This window comes from Tindallia texcoconensis (assembly GCF_055383815.1).
Map to the genome: position 1 here is coordinate 1,450,796 of NZ_AP042431.1, position 17,818 is coordinate 1,468,613.

15 protein-coding genes are annotated in these 17,818 nt (G+C 40.9%); all 15 read right to left on the reverse strand.

Annotated elements, in window-relative coordinates:
- Positions 1-15 precede the first annotated feature (15 nt).
- On the reverse strand, positions 16-705 hold the full coding sequence (hypB, locus tag ACZ47N_RS06695) for a hydrogenase nickel incorporation protein HypB (RefSeq protein ID WP_464888355.1): 690 nt from the start codon (positions 703-705) through the stop codon (positions 16-18).
- A 239-nt stretch (positions 706-944) separates the two neighbouring features.
- On the reverse strand, positions 945-2,198 hold the full coding sequence (locus tag ACZ47N_RS06700; RefSeq protein ID WP_464888356.1) for an FAD-dependent oxidoreductase: 1,254 nt from the start codon (positions 2,196-2,198) through the stop codon (positions 945-947).
- Entirely contained in the window at positions 2,191-3,252 is a 1,062-nt protein-coding gene (locus ACZ47N_RS06705; RefSeq protein ID WP_464888357.1) for a helix-turn-helix domain-containing protein, read from the reverse strand. The genes ACZ47N_RS06700 and ACZ47N_RS06705 overlap by 8 nt, the downstream gene beginning before the upstream one ends.
- Before the next feature lie 320 nt (positions 3,253-3,572).
- The gene (locus tag ACZ47N_RS06710) at positions 3,573-4,430 is read right to left on the reverse strand and encodes an NAD(P)H-dependent oxidoreductase (RefSeq protein WP_464888358.1); all 858 of its coding nucleotides are present in this window, start codon (positions 4,428-4,430) and stop codon (positions 3,573-3,575) included.
- A 64-nt stretch (positions 4,431-4,494) separates the two neighbouring features.
- Positions 4,495-5,400, reverse strand: a complete 906-nt coding sequence (locus tag ACZ47N_RS06715) for a LysR family transcriptional regulator (protein WP_464888359.1) — start codon at positions 5,398-5,400, stop codon at positions 4,495-4,497.
- A 237-nt stretch (positions 5,401-5,637) separates the two neighbouring features.
- Complete coding sequence (locus tag ACZ47N_RS06720; protein WP_464888360.1) at positions 5,638-6,915, reverse strand: amidohydrolase family protein; 1,278 nt, start codon at positions 6,913-6,915, stop codon at positions 5,638-5,640.
- 82 nt (positions 6,916-6,997) lie between these two features.
- Positions 6,998-8,581: an AbgT family transporter gene (locus ACZ47N_RS06725; protein ID WP_207646081.1), complete on the reverse strand. Its 1,584-nt coding sequence runs from the start codon at positions 8,579-8,581 to the stop codon at positions 6,998-7,000.
- Positions 8,582-8,844: 263 nt separating this feature from the next.
- A complete protein-coding gene (locus ACZ47N_RS06730) occupies positions 8,845-9,699 on the reverse strand; it encodes a MurR/RpiR family transcriptional regulator (RefSeq protein WP_093315103.1) in 855 nt (284 codons plus the stop codon).
- A gap of 424 nt (positions 9,700-10,123) precedes the next feature.
- The gene (locus tag ACZ47N_RS06735; protein WP_464888361.1) at positions 10,124-10,894 is read right to left on the reverse strand and encodes an S-methyl-5'-thioinosine phosphorylase; all 771 of its coding nucleotides are present in this window, start codon (positions 10,892-10,894) and stop codon (positions 10,124-10,126) included.
- Entirely contained in the window at positions 10,891-11,943 is a 1,053-nt protein-coding gene (gene mtnA / locus ACZ47N_RS06740) for an S-methyl-5-thioribose-1-phosphate isomerase (RefSeq protein WP_464888362.1), read from the reverse strand. Before mtnA ends, ACZ47N_RS06735 begins: the two co-directional genes overlap by 4 nt.
- 121 nt (positions 11,944-12,064) lie before the next feature.
- Complete coding sequence (locus ACZ47N_RS06745) at positions 12,065-12,796, reverse strand: GntR family transcriptional regulator (protein WP_464888363.1); 732 nt, start codon at positions 12,794-12,796, stop codon at positions 12,065-12,067.
- A gap of 33 nt (positions 12,797-12,829) precedes the next feature.
- Positions 12,830-13,792 (reverse strand): ABC transporter permease, encoded by a 963-nt coding sequence (locus tag ACZ47N_RS06750; RefSeq protein ID WP_464888364.1) that lies wholly within the window; start codon positions 13,790-13,792, stop codon positions 12,830-12,832.
- Positions 13,789-14,973: an ABC transporter permease gene (locus ACZ47N_RS06755; protein ID WP_464888365.1), complete on the reverse strand. Its 1,185-nt coding sequence runs from the start codon at positions 14,971-14,973 to the stop codon at positions 13,789-13,791. Before ACZ47N_RS06755 ends, ACZ47N_RS06750 begins: the two co-directional genes overlap by 4 nt.
- Positions 14,966-16,504, reverse strand: coding sequence for an ABC transporter ATP-binding protein (locus ACZ47N_RS06760; RefSeq protein ID WP_464888366.1), 1,539 nt, complete (start codon positions 16,502-16,504; stop codon positions 14,966-14,968). The genes ACZ47N_RS06755 and ACZ47N_RS06760 overlap by 8 nt, the downstream gene beginning before the upstream one ends.
- A 151-nt stretch (positions 16,505-16,655) precedes the next feature.
- Entirely contained in the window at positions 16,656-17,813 is a 1,158-nt protein-coding gene (locus tag ACZ47N_RS06765) for a BMP family lipoprotein (protein WP_464888367.1), read from the reverse strand.
- Between the last annotated feature and the right edge of the window lie 5 nt (positions 17,814-17,818).

A 17,818-nucleotide genomic window follows, 5' to 3' on the forward strand; every position in this document is an offset into this window, starting at 1 on the left:
ATCTTTTCCCAAGACTTAAAGCCTCTGGGAATGTGTTTCCTTCTTCCATTGCTCCATCATTGTTTCCAACCACCCAGTCCACTCTTCCATGCCTTCTCCTGTTTTAGCTGAAATCGGTATCATTTTTATGGCGGGATTTAATTGTTCTACTCTTTTTTTAAAGGATTCCATGTCAAAATCAAACAAGGCCATGGCATCGATTTTATTGACCAAAATGCAATCCACCTTGGTAAACATAAGGGGATATTTTAAGGGCTTATCGTCTCCTTCTGGTACACTAAGGATCATAACGTTTTTTGCCGCACCCACATCATAGCCTGCGGTACAGATCAGGTTTCCAATATTCTCTAGAATGACAAAATCCAACTCTTCTGTTCCTAATTGCTGTAGGCCATCCTTTGTCATTTCTGCATCGATATGACACATTCCCCCTGTATGAAGCTGGATGACTTTTGTATTCGTCTCTGCAACAGACTTTGCATCGACATCAGAATCAATATCCGCCTCCATTACGCCAATCCGGGTTTTTTCTTTCAGTCGTTCTATGGTCCCCAGAACCGTAGTGGTTTTTCCTGATCCTGGTGATGACATGAGATTCAACAAAAAAGTGCCTTGGGTTTGTAAATCCGCTCTTAAAAGACCTGCCCGCTCATCGTTATCTTTATACACGCTTTTTTTTATTTCAATGACTTTAAATTCCTTCATGCTTCCCCTCCTCCATGGCTTGATTGTTAATTTTTTAATAATCTTTCACTGTCACTATATCTTAGGGGGTTTTTTCTGTCAAAAAAAATAGAACCCTTGTAAAATCTAGGTTCTATCCTGTTTAACTGATGATTCATGTTTACACTTATCTAATTGGTTAGGAAGTGATTCTCCATCATTTTCAATGCTTTGCACCCTTGTTTTTCTTTAAAGTGTACACTCATCCTGTAAGTAAACTTTTAAAAATATCCTTTCACCAGTGCCTTTCCATAGCCAATGACTTTATCCATGGAAACGCCGCTAAAAAGCTCTCCAGCAAAATAAAGGCCCTGCTCTCCCTGACGTTTTTCCATGGCTTGATAGAATCCTTGCTTTAAAATCTCCTCGTTTAAATAGGGTCCTTGCTGCCAATGGGCGGTTCGATGCAATCGTAGGTTCTTTCCTCCCCACTCTGTAAAATGACGAAGCAGCCCCTGTAGGTGTTGGGCTTTTCCTTGTTCTTTTCCCTGATAGGAAAAGACCGTAAGAATCTCGGATGGGTCCCAGCGATTAATCCATATCAAGGGCACCCCACCCAGGGCCTGGGTAACAAAGGGGATTTCGATGCCACATCCTTGGGGCAGGTTTTCACCCAAAATCCCATGAACGCTATAGGGATGATAGCAGATTTTTTCCATGGCTTCATCCAAGGACTTTTCTTGGAATATACCAGCTAAGATACGAGGAGGGGCGGTCCAGATTACCTTATCATAAATGGCGGTTTCATAGGGGGTTTCCAGTTTGAGTCCCTGGTTTTTTGTAGAGCTACTTCCCTTTGTTAGGTTGATTACTGGTTGTCCTAGTCGCACATCTTCTATGTTCTTCCCCAGCCCATAGGCAATTTCTGAGATTCCTTTTTTCCATGTAAATAGTTCTGGAACTTCTATAAAAGATCGAACGGAATCGTAATCCAAGGCTTTAAGGACATAAAGAGCGGGAACTTTTTCGATTTCTCCCAGTCCATATCCGGTGAAATGATTTCGATAAATGGCTGGTACTATTTCAAACCCCTGCTGTTGGCACCAGGTTGCAAAAGGAACCATCAGCTTTTCTTCGCTATGGCTAAAGCCTGTTTTTTTTAAAGAAGGATATTCTTCCAACACTGAAGGGAGTCTATCCATTTCTCTAATAAATTTGGTTAACGCTTCTCTGGGTATCTGTAGCGTTCTTTCTTTTTTTTCATTATAATAGACCCTTGCAAGGTTAGGCCCATCGGATGGAATATTTAGTTCCTCCATTAAACAACAAAGGTCTTTTTGTGTTGAAAGGCCAAAGGTAGCACCTAGTTCATAGGAGCGGCCTTTATAGTGGTAGCTATAGAGCTTCCCACCAAGTCTTTGTTCTTTTTCAAAGAGGGTGATGTTTTGGTAGCCTTTTTTCTTTAATTCATAGGCAATGGTAAGCCCTGCCAAGCCGCCTCCTACAATAGCGATGGTATGGTTTTTTTCATCCATTCCCCTTCTCCTCTCTTCGTCGATCCAATAATGCTAAAATCCATAATGGAAGAGATTCCAAATCCTTTTCCTCCATTTTAGAGGATTCGATCACCATGTCTATGGGAACTTTCCCTTTGTTTTCTCCTTCTTTCAAAGGAAGGAAAAAATTATGCTGGCGAATTTGTTGTTCTAAGGTTTTTTCCATTGCTCTGAAGCTGAAGGTTTCTCCGATTTTTTCAAGTTCTTTGTGAAAATCCGTTCGAAGATTTCCTTGAAATACCTTGACTTTATCTATTAGGGGATGATCTTCTTTTATAAATTGATGACAAATATTCAGGTCCTCCAGCGTCTTTTGAAGCATATCTCCTTTTATAAAGTAGGGTAAGAATTCTTTTTGGTAACAACTGCAAAGAAGCCTAATGGAAGCTCCGAAGGTTTTTAAAAGATACCGTATTTTTCGATCGAATAAAAAACCGATATTAATCTGGCTTTTTCCTTGATATAGTCTGGATACGGCTAAGCCTGAATATAGATCATAAAGGGTATACTGATACACTTTTCCTACTCCTTGAAATTTTCCTAAGTAGTCTATGCCTTGGATCATCTTTTCCCCCAGTTCTCTTGCTGGTCCTATTTCTTTGTAAAACCTTTCTTCTTTTGTTATGTATTGTCTTGAATCTATGGGAGTTTCTTTCGAAAAGCTCTTTCTTTGAGCCTTCCGGGTTAAATGATTTCGAGCTAAAACCCTGTAAATTCCCGATTCGCTAATCTTTATGCCCCGTGACTTCATTTCATAAAATATTCGTTTGGGTCCATCTTTAGGATACAGAAGGACGTACTCAAGAATTTCTTCTTCCAGATGTTTAGGGGTCTTATTTTTCATCACAGGAGGCTTTCTTTCCTTCCCTTCCAAGCCTTTCATTCCTTCTTGTTCATAGGCTTTCAACCATCGATAATAGATGGTTCTGGAAATCCCAAAGACACGGCAGGTTTTTGCCACGTTTTTTTCCTTTATTCCATGCATCAAAATCCGATGTTTGCCATGGGCATTAAATTCTTTATCCTGTGTCATTTTAGCCCTCTTTTCCCTGGGATTTTTGTTAGGATACCTGCTGTAATCACCTGCCGATGATAAACAACACCTATGCCAATCAGATAGCATTGTTTGGTTTGAGTATAGCATACATGACAAATGCCTTCTACTATATGGCTGTCCAGCGATCCTTGCTTTTAAGCGTGCTTATGTCAACCTTCATAGCCTCAGAATTTCCTCTTTCCCCTATGTCTATATCTATTGAATGTTCACCGTCGATATTGTCCAATTGTTTACGCTAAAAAAAGAACCACTCCTTGGGATCTCTTTCCCTTTAAGTGGTTCTTTTGTTGATTTGATTAAAAAAACGTTGTATCCAAATGATTGATTAGCGTATTTCTAAGCTCCATCATTTCTGTTTCGTAGTTTTCGTCGTCATTGGCCGGCGTTCTGTCATTCATAAATCTGCCTAGGTTTTCCATCCCCCACCAACCGGCAGTATCTTCATCGAAAACATGGAAAGCTTCCATATACTCATCCCACAAGTCATCATTGATGCCCACACCATCTCCTACAAAGCCTCTGCCGCCTCCAAGAAAACCACAGTTGCTTATGGTATACATGCCTTTTCCTACTAGCAATCCTTCTGGTCCTTCGTTGGTATATGCAAACTGGCTGGCAAAAACTCTCTCCATATAACCTTTTACCATCACATTTGGTGTGTCATGCCAATTAGGATAAGAGAAAATAATATAATCTGCCTGGGTTACCAAATCCTGTTCCACTTTTACATCTTCAGGCACTGCTCCTTCTCCATCTTTCTGGTAATAGAATTCCTCTGCCGACAAGACTGGGTTCCAATCCATGTCATATAAATCCCTCAACTCTACTTCTATTCCTTTTTCTTCGAAATGCTTCATAGCTGTATAGGTCATATCATACTGTACACTATACTTTCGTGGATCTCCTACAACAAATAATGCTTTTTTCTGATCAGAATCTGTAAACCCGTTTGGTTCATAATTGTTCCGATAACGGTCCGCTACAACCGATGCTGTAGTTACTCCGTCAACTTGCTCAGAACTAGCTGTAACCGTATCCACTGCCTCTTCACTTTTTTCTTCTGCAGCAATATTAGTTGCCTCAGAATTGCTACAGGCCACATTTGCGACAAAAGTCAACGCTAAGATGATCATTAACAAAATGTTTTTCTTCACTATATACTTCCTCCTCTTTATTCTAATGCTTAGACATCTGATATACTTTTTAATTAAGCACCTATTACCCATACGCATCGATTAACTTTTCTACAAAAAAGGATAGCTCTTCCTTTAAAAATTCATTTTTTCTCTTTACTAATCCACAGGTGATCGGCAGATTTTTGTTTTCATAAGGGATTCTATTCAGATCACTCGGCAAGGCCTTATTACATTTCCAGTCTATCTCTATGGCAAAAGAAGGTAAGTTATGTAAGGCATCATTATACGTTTTATTTCCATTTGCCAATATTGTTTTTTGATTTTCTGGTATTCCTAAAAATTGAAGCTCGTAATCAAGGCTGAACATGCCTTCAAAAAGATACGCTTTTTTTACATGAAACAACCCTTCTAAATCTTTTCTCGTAATATTACTTTTTTTACTTAATGGATATTTTTGACTCACATGAATTTTTAGTTGCCCTTGAAAAAGGTTTTTTAACTCCAGCTCTTGTGCGGTCAATAGCTGTCCCAATTTGTTCTGCTGAAAATCGCTATAGATGATTAAAGCAACATCGTAATCTCTCATATTCACTTTCTGGATTGCTGCTTCAACACCACATTCACATAAATTAAATTCATAATTATTTTCGTTATACCTTTTGCATATTTCGAAAAATTGGGAGTTTATGACTTCTGATCCAAAAGAAGCTATCTTAATTTTATTTTCGTTGGAGCGGGTCATGAGCTTTTTTTCTACCATCGCATATTGCTCTACCAGTGCTTTTGCATAACTGTAAACTTCCACCCCATAGGAAGTAAGCGTTACCCCTCTATTGCTTCTATAAAAGATATTTTTCCCCAAAATCTTTTCTAAATTAGCAATTTGATTACTTAAATTCGGCTGAGAAATAAATAGATTGCTAGCCGCTTTTGAAATACTTCCTGTTTCTACAATTTCAACGACAAATCTTAATTGACTATAATCCATGGTCTATAGTCTCCCTTTTACCTTATTAAATTTTCACTTCGAAGTTTCTAGCTTTGTTATAACATGCTTTTTATTGTATATTATTTAACAGAAAATACAACTACTGTGCTATACGGATTTTTAATAGCCAGTACCCTTCTTTTCATATACGTATCTATGTAAATGATGAGAGGAGAATCTAAAGATTTAACAAGGCAGGACAAGGTAACCCTCCTCCCCTTGTCCTGCCTCGTTTAACTAACCTTTATAAAGAATTCTTCTTCCAGGTTTCTTCTCTGTTGCCTGACCATTGAAAACAACCGTTTCACCATTCACAAGCACTGTATCAACTTTTTCTCCTACTAAATCCAGAATGACCACATCGGCAAAATCACCTTCCCCTAAGGTACCTCTATTGATTTTTAATATTCTAGCAGGATTAACCGTTAGTTTTTGGATTAATTTTCCTAAAACTTTAATTTTTGCGTGTTCTAATGCCACTGAGTTAACAAGTCTGAAAAAATTTTTTAACATGATTCTAGCTCTAATTCCATCTCCTAGCTCATCTGTTTCGATAGCCTCTACTCTTTCAGACAAAGCGCATATAATATTGTTTTCTAGTAGGTTAGTCTTATTATAGTAAAAGGGTGGCTTCGCCGTGTTTATATCCTTAGGAACGGACACCTTAAAATCTTGCGGGTCTATTTTTACTACTTCTCCTCTTTTAAAATAGTCCATCACCAACTTACTATTTCTACTAGTGCTACCCGCCACTTCTGACAAGTGGGTGTCCGTTGTAATATGCGGATTATCTTCTAGCAATGTTAGTGCCTTGTGAATACTATCCTGAGAACATGTACTTCCAACATGACAAAGATGCATAGTTCTTCCTTTCGTAATCTCTACAGATTTTTGAATCCCTGCCAGTCCTAATCCTGTATGAACCAATACAGGCATATCATATTTAGTTGTTTCCTCTAATAACCGATCTAAAAACTCCTCACTGCTGTCGCTGGAAATATGGGCAATCCCCCCAAGTGGTAACACCACTTCTCCCACAGAAGTAATCCCTAAATCGATAAATTCTTCGATTCTGCTGCTTAATTTCTCATAGGGCACCGCCAGCTTAACATAGGTTTCATGCCCACCAGTATCAGGTGGTTCTATGGAGATGGCTGTGGCAATATTTACTCGAAGGCCCTCACAAATGGATAGCATTTTTTTCAATCCACCATAATGATCGATAATAGGTATTCCATCATAGGTGTTACAGGGCATTATTAAAGGTGTTGTAATGCCACAAAATGGTAAAATATCTGAAATATACTCAATGGTATTTCCTGGGTTTACTTGAAGATCTACAAAGCCAGGAACAACAAATTTTCCATCTGCTTCAATCACTTCAATCTCCTTATTGACGGTTATTTCTTTTTCAATTTTTGATATCCTATCGCCTTCAACGAGAAGATCATAGTTTCCTTCTTTCTTATTTCCTGGATCAATCAAATATCCACCTCTGATCAACACTTTTTTCATAGCATCCCATTCCTCTCGATTGTTATATTTTAAATCTAGGATTATATCAATGAGCTTTATTACAACTACACTTCTATTCAAATTACATAAGGTAGGTTGGTGCTCCCGGTCCCATTGGTAATCCTAAGGCTAGCCAAATACCGAAAAATATCATCCAACATACCAACAATACTATGGAATATGGCAAGGTCAACGATATCACCGTACCAATCCCCATTTCCTGCCCTTTATTTCTATATTTTTCCATCATTCCCAATACGACTGGTAAGTAGGCTGATAGCGGTGAGATAATATTGGTGATGGAATCTCCAATTCGGTAAGCCATCTGTGTAGTTGCAGGAGATACATTCATCATTGCAAACATGGGAACAAAAATAGGAGCTAAGAGCATCCATTTCGAAGCACCACTCGTAATAAAAAGATTTAATACCGCACATAAAAATGCAAAGGACAAAATAAGGGGAATCCCTGATATATTCATGCTTTGCAAGGCCTCTGCACCTTTAACCGCTAATACTGTAGAAATATTACTTCTTGCAAACCATGTTACAAACATAGATGCAGGTAAACAGACTACCAAAAATCCAGCAACTCCTGTTAATCCACTTTGCATAAATTTAGCAATATCTTTATCAGACTTAATTGTTCCTGCTACTTTTCCATAAATCACACCCACTACCATAAAGAAAGCAAACACTAAGAATAGGATACTATCTACTAAAGGAGATCTGGGCAGTAAATCTCCAGCATCACTTCTAAAGAATCCGTTTTGTGGTACTGTGAGCATTAGAAGAACAGCAAAGAAAATAGCCGTTGCAATGCCGGCAGCTTTCAAACCTTTTATTTCATTATCCTTTACTGCGAATTCGTTCTTATCTACAATTTTCAAATTCGGATCCGCTGGATCAAAGGTGCCTAAAATCGGTGTAATGACCTTTTCTGTTATAATAGTGACGACTAGTGCCAGCATCAATGTAGAAGCAGCCATGACAAACCAGTTCATCAATGGATGAATTGGTGCATCAATACCAAAAGAAGTAGCAGTTGACTGAGTAATACCTGCAAGCATAGCATCTGTACCAGCCACTAGTGCATTTGCTGAAAAACCTCCATAGGCGGCTACATAACCTGCTAAGATACCAGCTATAGGATGTCTTCCTAAGGCATAAAAAACCGACCCACCTATGGCAGGTGCAAAAACAATGCCAGCATCTGAAGCCACATTTGCGCAAATACCTACAATTGCAATAATAAAGGTAACCATAAAATCAGGGGCACCCAATACCAATTTTTTCATCAAGGCCTCAATTAAACCAGATTGCTCTGCCACTGCAACCCCCAGCATCATTACAATGACTAATCCGATTGGAAAAAAGCGGATATAGGTAGTAACAAATTCACTTGTTATTTTTTGGAGCTCTGGTCTAGAGAGCAGATTTACGACTGCCACTGTTGTTTCTTCTGCTAATTCAGTTGCATCTCTGGACGCCATGGTGTAGCTTACGGTCATATCTGCTTTGGAGAGAAAAAAAGACATGATCAGTACGCCTATGGCTAAGTAGGTAAACAGTGTTAAAGGGTGTGGTAATTTATTACCAGCTTTCTCAATGCTTTTAATGAATTTTTCTGTAAGCTTTCTTTTAGTCTCACTCGATTTTTCCATCATACATACCCCCCTATTGTGTTGTAGTTTTTACTACATTATATTTTATTAGTGTAGTATTTGCAACTATAATTTTCTCATTATTTGCAATAAATCTGCTTTAAGTCTCTTTAGGAGAAGTTGGTTTACGATTAGGCACATTAACTTCTAGCTCTTAAAAAATTTCCACACAAAAAGGGCACCCCCTCATAGGTCTGCCCTCTATTGATTGTACGTTTACATTATCTAACAGATATTTCGAAAAAAAATCTTTCGAAGGTTCTAGTCTAGATAAACAAATCAAAGTCTTCCATGCTATTGATATTTTCTTTTAAACTACTGTAAATTTTATCTTTATTTCTTTCTAGAATGCTTATCAATAGTAGATTACACAATTCCATTGGAACAATATAAGAATTAAAAAAGCTGGTGTTATTGGTTTTTGTCGTTAAAACAATATCGCCTTTATTCGCTACTTCAGACAACTCACTGTCGGTAATCACAACAACCGTAGCTCCCTTTTTCTTGGCATAAAGAACAGCATTCATAGAATCTTTTGAATACCTTGGGAAAGTAGCAACTATTAATAGATCTTTTTCGCTAATGCTCGTTAAATGATCAAACAGCATTAATCCACCGTGGTGGATCACATTTACTCTAAAGCCCATCCGTCTCATATGATACGCTAAAAAATCTATCACAATAACACTCGTTCCCAACCCTAAGAAATAAATTGTTTCTGCTTTATAGATCTGATCAACTGCTTGATCCATTCTCTCACTTTTTATATTTAATAAATATTCTTCTAGGTTCTTTAAATCTGCTTTGCATATATTCGTAATGGCATCGTCCTTATGCTTAAAATTTTTCATGCTTTTCAATAACTTTGTATCAGGCGAAAGTTGTCTTTTGATATTTTCTCTTATAGAATCCTTAAATTCAGTATAACCATTAAACCCTAATACCTTAGAAAACCTAATAACTGTTGCATCGCTAAAACCTAATGTATCACCAAGCTCTTGCGCCGATAAAAAAGCTGCTTCTCGATAATTGTCTAAAATATACTTGCCTAGTATTTTTTGGCTTTCTGTGAACTCATCATACTGTTCTTCTATTTTTTTTAAGACATCTATTTTTTTCATTCAACAAGCCTTCTTTCTATATTTTCCTTGGTTCTTCCTACCAATACTCTCGGAATATCACAGGGAAGCAAATCTTTTATCTCTCTTGTTTGATCCATTATATGGCAATTCCACGCTCACAAACCTTAGTAGAATCATCCATCACCAAGCCATTTAATTTAATAGAAATGTTACCGCTTCCAGCCTTCAACATCCGCCATGTCTCTAGGCTGCCAAAGCCTGTTCTCCCTAGATCTAAATAGCTTGGATACCACTATTTTACCATATAGGCATGGTTTTGGCCGAATTCCTTGGGGAAAATCTGAATATTCCCCAACTTCGGAAGAATGTTGTCAAAATAGTTTGTATCTTTTTCTTTAAAAACAAAAGAACCACGGCTATGGTTCTTTTGTTTTATGTTCTGGTATGCAAAGATCCTGCTGCTTTATAGTGTAACCAAAGAACCATTGCAGGTGCATTGTTGCTGATCTAATGATTGCTCAAAGATTTTCAGGAAGGCTTTGCTTAGGATTTCTTTATTGTTGCCTAAGGCGGCTTCTATGTCATGAAGGGCAATTTGATCCTGTTGTATTCCGGTACACCAATTACTGACTATGCCAACTGTGGCATAGCACATTCCCAATTCTTTGGCAAAAATAGCTTCGGGGATATTGGTCATCCCCACTACATCACCGCCCAGCATTTGATACATCCGAATTTCCTGCTGAGACTCAAATCGAGGGCCTTCCGTACATACATAAACCCCTTCTCCTTTAATGAGAATGTTTTCTTTCTTCGCCAGGGTCATCAATTTATCTCTAAGCATGGTGCAGTAAGGACTAGACATGTCTACATGGCATACGGCTTCCTTGCCACCTTCAAAAAATGTAACCGGCCTATTTTTAGTGAAATCCAAGAAATCTTTGATTACCACCAAATCTCCAGGGCCAAAGGATTCATTGCAAGATCCTACTGCGGCTGTGGCATAAATCCATTTCACCCCCATGGTTTCTAAAGCTTTCATATTCCCTCGATAGTTGATGAGATGAGGGGGTACCGAATGTTTTTTGCCATGACGAGGCAGAAAAACCACTTCTTCTGACCCTACTGTCACGATATCCATTTCCACGGAGCCGTAGGAAGTATCTACGGTTTCTTTTCGTGGATTTTCTCCGACACCGTATACTCCTGTGCCGCCTATAATGGCTTTCTTCATTGATTCCCCTCCTCTTTCAACCTGGGGATTTTTTCACTAAAGGGTCCTCGAAGGATGCCTTTCTCTGTAATGATGCCCGTTATGTTCTGGTAAGGTGTCACATCAAAGGCTGGGTTATATACGTCAATGCCCTCTGGTGCTGTTGGATGACCATCTATATGGGTGACTTCTTCACCACTTCGTTCTTCGATAACAATTTCCTCACCACTCTTGATATCAAAATCCACTGTGGTGGTGGGGGCTACTACGTAAAAAGGAACGTCATAGGTTTTTGCCAACACCGAAAGCATAAAGGTACCTATTTTGTTGGCGGTATCCCCATTGGTGGCAATGCGATCTGCGCCTACCAAAATGACGTCTATTTTCCTATCTCGAATCAATGTGGCTGCCACACTGTCTGCAATAAGACTGGCTGGAATCCCTTCTTGCATGAGCTCCCAAGCAGTCAACCGTCCTCCTTGAAGACGGGGACGTGTTTCATCTGCATACACATAAATATCCTTGCCATTTCGAAATGCCTGACGTACCACGCCTAAGGCCGTTCCGATTCCAACCGTAGCCAAAGCTCCTGTATTACAATGGGTAAGAATGGTGGCTTTTGGGGGAATAATGGTGTTGCCATGATTGCCCATGGCGATATTGATGGCCTTATCCCCAGCCACTACTGCATGAGCTTCTGCTTCCATGCGTTCCACCAATTCTTTGACGCTCTCCTGTGAATGGGTTGCTAACAACTCTCGCATACGCTTTACGGCCCACATTAAGTTAACGGCTGTGGGACGAGATTCGTTTAGGACACATAGGCTTTCCTCCATTTTGGACAGAAAAACAGCCTTAGCTTCCTGTTCATATTCTCTTGCAGCCAGAACTGCTCCATAGGCGGCAGCGGCTCCAATAGCTGGTGCTCCTCGAACCACCATATCCTGAATAGCAAAATCCACGTCTTGCCATGTTTTGCAGATAAATATCTCCTGTACTTGGGGAAGCTTCCGCTGATCAATCATGTGAAGTTCTCCTGCTTTATATTCCAGTGCAATAATCTCTTTCATTGTTGTACCTCCCTTTATGCTCAGACCACTTTTTTATGGTCTGTATTTTGACACGCTACTTTATACGCTACTTCACACTACCTATGCTGATTTCTTTTGTAGACGGATCCTCTGTGGATGATTATTTCACCCGATTTACCCAAAATTTAAACAGCGATGGATTAAAATAATCCATGGAATAGATCAATGGTACTCGTTGCCGATTATAGTGAATTTGATGAAGCAAAAGTAATAGTTGATGAGGGGGCATGCCAGCCTCTCGACTCATCTGCGGTTCTATTTGACTAGGAGAAATTTCTGAAACCGCATAGGCTGGATATAGCTGAAAATGGTTTCCTAAATACTGAAACATTGATTCTTCCGTGACTTTAGTTGGCACTGATCCTTGGATCATAGACCGAGGGATCGAATCCACACAGTAGGCCGCCGCATGGCCATTGGCGGTTCGGAGCCGTGTAAAGGTAACGACGGTTTCTTCAGGGTCTAAACTCAATTTTTCTGCCATGTTTGGAGTCGGTTCTGTTTCTTCGATGCGAATCCACTTTGTTCCTGGGTTGTACCCGGCATTTTCGATCATATGGGTGATGCTTTCTAGTTTTTCCAAGCCACCTTGAATGGCTATGGGGGGAATGTTCACAAAGGTGCCTTTGCCTTGGACTTTATAGATAATATCTTCCTGTTCCAGTAATGCCAGTGCTTCTCTTACGGTATGACGACATACCCCCATGTTCTCCATCAGCACAGACTCCGGCGGCAACTGATCATCGCCTTTTAGATTATTGGTCTGGATGTGCTCTAGGATTTTATTTTTTGCCTGCATACTTAATGAAATGGTTTTTTCCTTGATTCTCATGGTTCACGACTCCCTTAAAATTTTTACCTATGTCTATCTTTTTCCTTTATCGTAGATCTCACCTAAAGATCTGGGAACACGGTTGGTTTTCGAGAAAAAAACCAGTAATATCAAAGTCAGTACGTAAGGAAGTGTCATGGTGATATCATTGAAATTACTACTCATTTCCAGAGATCTAGCCAGTGCATAGCCTCCAGATCGAGCAAAGCCAAAGAGTAGGGCGGCTGCCAAGGTATTCTTTATTTCCCAGTTCCCAAAAATAAGGGCGGCAATGGCCAAGTAACCGTATCCCATATAGATCATGGGAGAAAAATTCGCTGAAATCGAGTAGGCAAAACTAATGCCTCCTAACCCTGCCAATCCTCCAGAAATCACTACGGCGGAAAACCGAAGACCTTCCACGTCTAAGCCTGCGGCAGCAACGGCATGAGGATTGTCACCGCAAGCTCTGAGTCTCATGCCATAGCGACTTTTATAAAAGAGCACATAGGCCGCTATGGCCACTAGAATAATCAGGATTTGAAATGGATATACGTTTCGAAAAGCGGCTCCCAACAAGGGTATTTCCGATAAAACTGGAATGGTAAACCGATTGGCCACACCCAGTTGAAATCGGTCTGAAGGGGCGTTGAAAACAAGGCTATTCAGTTGTCGAGTCAAAAAAGCCGTCAGGGATAGGCTGAGAATGTTAATCACCACACCAGAAATCACTTGATTGGCCTTGAAATAAATACATAAGCCTGCATGAATGGTGGCAAATACAGCGCCGCCTAACATGGCAAATGTCATGGCAATATAAATACCATAGGGTTGGGCTTGAGGAAAAGCATGAAGCGTCAACACCACTGCCAGGGCTCCTGAAAAAGCACCAAACCCTAGCAATCCTTCCAAGGCCAAGTTAATGATGCCGCTCCGTTCACTATAAATGCCTCCTAAAGCAATGATGAACAAGGGCAAGGCAAATGCCAGTCCATCCATGATCATCCGGTCCATCATGCTTCGTCGCCCCCTTTTTTCACCCTTGACCCTTGGCTTGATAGTTCTTTTTCAACGGTGGATGGTTTCTGTTCTTGCTGTGCTTGTCCTTGACGACGGATTCGGTACCGAATATAAGTACCTGTAGCACTGAACAGAAGAATCAGACTAGTGATTACCCCTGATATTTCTTGTACTACCCCTACCCGTGAACTCATATAGGTAGCCCCCTTATCCAAGGTTGTAATAAGGGCCGAAGCCAGCAAAATCCCAAAGGGATGGTTGTTGCCTAAAAGAGAGGTGGCAATGGCATTATAACCAAGGCCTGCCAAAACCCCAGGTTGCATGGATGCATAGTGGCCCAGATAATAGGTGGCACCAGCCAATCCGGCTAATCCTCCACTAATCATCATGGCCATTACCATGGTTTTTCCGATAGAAATCCCCGCATAGGCGGCTGCTTGCTTATTGGCACCTACGGCTTTGATTTCAAATCCTAATCGAGTTTTATACAATAAGTAATACACCAATAAGGCTGCCACTAGGGCTAACAGGATGCCCAAAGAGAAATCCATTCGAAGTCCTCCTACCCTCAAGTGTTTCAACGTAAGGGAAGCCGCTGGTTGAATGTATTCTGATTGGCGGGATACTGGATTCACAAAATAGCTCTTAATATAATAGCTGGTCACATTGGCAATGATGTAATTCAACATAATGGTGGAGACCACCTCACTAATGTTAAAACGATACTTGAGGTAACCCACAAAGCCTGCTGCCAAACCACCTACGGTTACAGCCATGACCACCACTAAGGGCTTAGCCAAATACCAAGGCAAGTCACTATATCCTATTACAATGGTTGCAAAAAACCCAGCTAACAACATTTGACCTGCTATGCCAATGTTAAACAAGCCTGCTCGAAATCCTACGGTAACGGCCAGAGCAGCTAAAATCATGGGAGCTAAGGCATCCAAAAAACTGGTAAAATCTGTGACCATGCCAGTACCACCTGCATAGTTGGCTTTGGGAATCCATCCAGCACCTTGTAGGATGCTGATATAAGCCGTGATCGGATTGTGGCCCATGATAAGCATCACCAGACTCCCTGCCAAAATAGAGAGCACAACAGCAAACACTGGAATAGAGATCCACTGCCATTTTTCATTGGCCAACAAAGAGGCCAGGGGCATTTTTTTATTCATCTGACTTCACCCCCATCATGTAAGCACCGATTTCCATGGCGGTTAGCTCTGAAGCAGCCTTGATTTTCAACATTTCCCCATTATAAAGCACCCCAATGGTATCCGCCAGTGCCATAATCTCATCTAGTTCCAAAGAAATCAAAAGAATGGCTTTGCCTTTTTGTTGCTCTTGGAGAATCTGTTGCCAAGTATTTTCCATGGCCCCTATATCCAGTCCTCGGGTAGGTTGCACAAAAATAATAAGCGGTGTATCTTGCTGAATTTCTCTAGCAATAATCATTTTTTGCTGATTGCCCCCACTCAGGCTACGGGTAATGCTATCTTCTCCTCGGTTGCTACGAATATCATAGGTTTTGATCAGACGTTGAGCATACTCACTAAAGGCTTCTGGGTTTAGCTTCCCAGAGGACGAAGAAAAAGGTTCTCTAAAATATCCTTTCAAGGCCAAGTTCTCCTTGATAGGCTCGTCCAGAATGAGCCCATAGGTCTGCCGATCCTCTGGAATATAGGCAATGCCTTCTAAATTTCGCTGGCGTACAGAATACTCGGTAATATCTACCTGATTCAGACGAATAGAACCTGATGAAGTGGCTCTAATCCCAGTAATGGCTTCGGCAATTTCCGTTTGTCCATTACCAGAAACACCTGCAATGGCAAATATTTCTCCGGCACGAATTTCAAAAGAAACTTCCTTTACCCGCTCTACCTGATCCTGATTTTTCACACGCAGATTTTCCACTTCCAATACCACAGGGCCAAATTGAGGCTTTGGTTTATTCACCTCTAGCACCACCTCTCGACCTACCATGAGATTGGCCATTTCACGAGTCGAGGTGGTAGCCACCTGCCTAACATCCACCAGAGATCCTCGGTTCAAAATAGCACAACGATCGGCTACTTCTTTGATTTCTTCAAGTTTATGGCTCACCAGTATAATGGTCTTGCCATTTTCTCGAAGTTCTCGGATAATATCCAGCAAATACTTTATTTCTTGGGGAGTCAGGATGGCCGTAGGCTCATCAAAAATAAGGATATCCGCTTGTCGGTAAAGCATTTTTAGAATCTCTACTTTTTGACGAGTCGCTACATTCACCTGTTCAATCCGATCTCTCGGATTAACATTCAGTTTGTAACGGCGTGACAAGGCTTCAATTTCTTTTTCGCTTTCCCTTAGATTGACCAAAGGGAAAAATCCCAGTCTTTTTTTCACTGGTTCCATGCCCAAGACAATGTTTTGGGCAATGGTATAATTTTCCACCAATTTAAAATGTTGGTGTACCATCCCGACGCCCATTTCGGCAGCCTTTCGGGGCGAGTACTCCTTTACTCGTTGGCCCTTAATCCATATATCTCCCTGATCTGGCTCATAAAGTCCAAAAATCATGCTCATTAAAACGGATTTTCCAGCACCATTTTCGCCTAAAAGCGCACATATTTCACCTTGTCGAATATCCAGTGAAATACCATCGTTGGCAAGGATACCAGGAAACCGCTTTGTCACATTTCTAATGCTAATCATTGTGTCTTTCATGGGACAACTCCTTTATCAAAGCTACCGCCACAAACCCGACTATGGATGCTTCGGCTATTTGTGCATGGATTGCTTCGTGATTCAAGAGAAAACAGGAGAAAAAACGTAATGCTTTTTCTCCTGCCCTTGATCCACCCCAGTATTTCCCTGATTAAAGACCAGGAAAATCCTCTGGGCTGTGGCCATTAAAGTTGGCCGCAGGAACAATGCTACCCTCCTGCACCAGCTGGTATACATCTCCTAATTTTTCCATCGTTGTTTCCGCTAATTGATGACGCTCCTCTTCCAGTACAAATCCAGTAGAGTCTGTATCTGCCTTCAACAGTTCATTGGCTCCTTGGAAGGTTCCTTCCGCAAAGGCATTTAACTGACGCTCCACGTTTATGGACATATTTTTCAACACTGAAGTTAATACCACATTGCCTTGGCTATACGCACCATCATCAAACTGATCTACATCACATCCAATGACATAAACGTCTTGTGCCTCCATGGCTGCTGTAAAGACTCCCATGCCAGATCCTCCGGCTGCTACAAAAATAATATCAACGCCTTCATCGATCAAGGCATCGCCTACCACCTTGCCGGTGGCTGGATCTGCAAAATTACCTACATAGTTACCGCCTACATTGGCATTGGTTACATCCGTCCCCGCATAAGAAGAGAGCTCCACCACTTCTGCCTTGGTATCAAAATGCTTGTTGGCATAGTGAACACCGGACTCAAATCCCCACTGGTAATTCACGTTAGAAGGAAAGGCAATGCCATTAACAACAGCTACTTTTCCAGTTTCGGTTTCCAAAGCCGCTGCTACCCCAGCAAAGAATCCACTTTCTTCTTCTGCAAAGGTCATGGCATAAATATTTTCAAAGACTTCTTGATCTCCCTGAGGAGTAGGATCTGCATCCACCAAAATAAATTTCTTTTCAGGATTGTCTACGGCAATACCAGAAATATCCGCAAATTGGAAGCCAGGCGTTACGATCACATCGTAATCGGCTACTACATCTCCTACGGCTTGTACCGCTGCCGCTACATCTCCAGTAGTCTCCTGAATGGCGTTGACCGTAGCATGGCTGTGGTGTTCCATAAAGGCAAGAATCCCATTGTAATTATCTTGGTTGAAACTACCATCATCCACACCAGAAGGACTGGTGACGATGGCCACCCGCAAGGTTTCCTCCTCTGTCCCCTCGGTCTGTGTTTCGCTGTCTGCTGCTGGCTCTGTATCGCCACCACAGGCAGAGATCAACAACGCCGTCATCAATAAACATGCTACGACTATCCACTTGCTTCTTTTTCTTTTCATTCATA